Source organism: Mesorhizobium sp. M7A.F.Ca.CA.002.05.1.1, from assembly GCF_003998335.1.
In the GTDB taxonomy this organism is placed as follows: Bacteria; Pseudomonadota; Alphaproteobacteria; order Rhizobiales; family Rhizobiaceae; genus Mesorhizobium.
On record NZ_RZQI01000926.1, the window covers coordinates 1 to 2,290 of the forward strand.

Here is a 2,290-nt window from a genome sequence, read left to right on the forward strand (position 1 = left end):
TCGCCCGGCCGATCCCGCTCGCCGCGCCGGTGACGACAATGCGCTGGCCGCTGAGGTCGAGTGCTTCGGGAAGAGATAGTGCCATGAATTCCACCCTGAAGCTGCGTTCAGACCCTGGCGCGCGGCGCCAGTCGCTCGATGATCGCCCGGGCGATCGCGCCCGTGCCGTCGCTGCCGCCAATGTCATAGGGACGAACCGAGCCGGCGGCAAACGCCGCGTCGACGGCGGCCTCGATCTCGTCGGATGCTTCCAGGCAGGCCTCGCTGCCATGGCGGGTGCCGAGCCAGTCGAGCATCATGGCGGTCGACAGGATCATCGCGACCGGATTGGCGATGCCCTGGCCGGCAATGTCGGGCGCGGTGCCATGGCAAGGCTGGAACAAAGCGTGATCGTCGCCGATATCGGCCGACGGCGCGAAGCCCATGCCGCCGACGAGTCCGGCCCCCAGGTCCGACAGGATATCGCCGAACATGTTCTCGGTGACCATCACGTCGAAATCCCACGGCCGGCGGATGAGGTCGAGCGCGGTCGCGTCGATCGAATGCTGGGCCGCCGTGACGTCGGGATGCTGCGAGGCGACCTCGAAGAAGATCTTGCGCATGAAGGCGAACGACCGGAACACGTTTGACTTGTCGATGAGCGTCACCGTGCCCTTGCGCTTGCGCCGCCGGGCGCGTCGCTCGGCGAGCTTGAAGGAGAAGTGCGACACCCGCTCCGTGACGTCGCGCGTGATCCGCATCGTGTCGGTGGCGACCTTGTCGTCGGTCACGATGCCCTTGCCGCGCGAGGCAAACAGCCCCTCGGTCGATTCTCGCACCAGCGCGAAATCGATCTCGGAAGCGCGCGGCGAAGCCAGCGCCAGCGGCACGCCGGGAATGGCCCGGATCGGGCGCAGGCCCGCGTAGAGCTTCATGCGAAAGCGCATGTCGAGCTGGGGGGCTGGCTCGGTGCCGTCGGGATGGCGGATGTCCGGCGAGCCCATGGCGCCGAACAGGATGGCGTCGGCCCGTTCGGCCGCCTCGAATCCCTCTTCGGTCATGGCGACGCCGGTCTCCTGATACTGGCGGGCGCCGCCATTGACGCGCTCCATCTTGAAGCCGATGTCGTGACGCTTCTCGATCACCTCCAGCACCGCCGTCGCCGCCTCCATAACCTCGACGCCGATGCCGTCGCCCGGCATGATCGCGAGCCGAAAAGAGTTCTCTCTCATGAAATTCTCCCGGAGCGCCGTATCTCCCCGACGGGGATGGACGCCCACGCTTTGAATGGATGCATCGCGCTTGCCGAAGACCGGTTTGCGATCCTGGACCCGATACTGGTGAACACGGCGCGACGTTATGATGGCTGCCGCCGACGCGACAGTATCGGTTCGGCAGGCCCCCCTTATCAAACAGCGACGATCGGCGGCGGCTGGCGATCACCGCTATGGGACGGACCGCAGGTGATCGAGCATGAACAGCGCCGCGGTCGTCAGCTGTCGGTCGTTGCGGACGCAGATGACGTGCGGACGCGTCGACCATTCGTCGAGCAGCGGAATGGCGCAGACCCGGTCGTTGCCGACTTTGTCGGCCAGCACGCCGTCCGGCAGGATAGTGATGCCGAGCCCGGCCTCGACCATACGCACGGCCGATTCGAAGGTCTTCACCTCGATGCACGTCTTCAGCGTCATGCTGAGCGCGTCGGCCGCACCCGCGAGCAGGGTGCCGAGCGAACTGGTGACGGCGAGCCCGACATGGTCGAAGCCGAGCGTGTCGGCAAAGCGCACCCCGCCCGACGTGCTGAGCGGGTGGCCGGCCGGAACCAGAACCACCAGCTTGTCGTGCCTGTAGTCGAAGACATCCAGCGCATCCGGGAAGGCCATGTTGCCCGCGAGGATACCGATGTCCGTCAGGCCCTCGATCGTCGCCTGCAGGACGCCGAGGCTCGAATCCTCGACCAGGATGATCTTCACCGAGGGATAGGCCTTGGTGAAGCTGGCGATCTGGCTCGGCATGTATTGAACGATGGCCGAGGTGTGCGCGTGAATGCGCACCTGGCCGGCGACGCCGGAGGCGAAGGTGCTCATCTCCGAGGTCATCCGGTTGATCTGGCTGAACAGGGTCGCCGCGTGCTTGGCGAGCATCTCGCCGGCGGGCGTCGCCTCGACGCCGCGCGAATGCCGATAGAACAGCGGCGCCCCGAGTTCCGATTCAAGCGAGTGGAGGCGCTTGCTGATCGCCGACGACGCGATGTTCTCGCGCGCCGCCGCCTTGCTGATGTTGCCCAGATTGTAGACGGCAAGGAAGATTC

General features: G+C 66.2%; 2 protein-coding genes. Both read right to left on the reverse strand.

Annotation, left to right across the window (positions count from 1 at the left end; translation table 11 throughout):
• Nucleotides 1-107: 107 nt before the first annotated feature.
• Complete coding sequence (locus EN939_RS30620) at nt 108-1,211, reverse strand: isocitrate/isopropylmalate dehydrogenase family protein (protein WP_127269679.1); 1,104 nt, start codon at nt 1,209-1,211, stop codon at nt 108-110.
• Nucleotides 1,212-1,424: 213 nt separating this feature from the next.
• The coding region (locus EN939_RS30625; protein WP_127271390.1) for a LysR family transcriptional regulator at nt 1,425-2,290 on the reverse strand (866 nt) is incomplete at its 5' end.

Excerpts from the sequence above, each read along its gene's own strand:
- EN939_RS30620 (WP_127269679.1), bottom strand. The coding sequence starts at position 1,211 with ATGAGAGAGAACTCTTTTCGGCTCGCGATCATGCCGGGCGACGGCATC.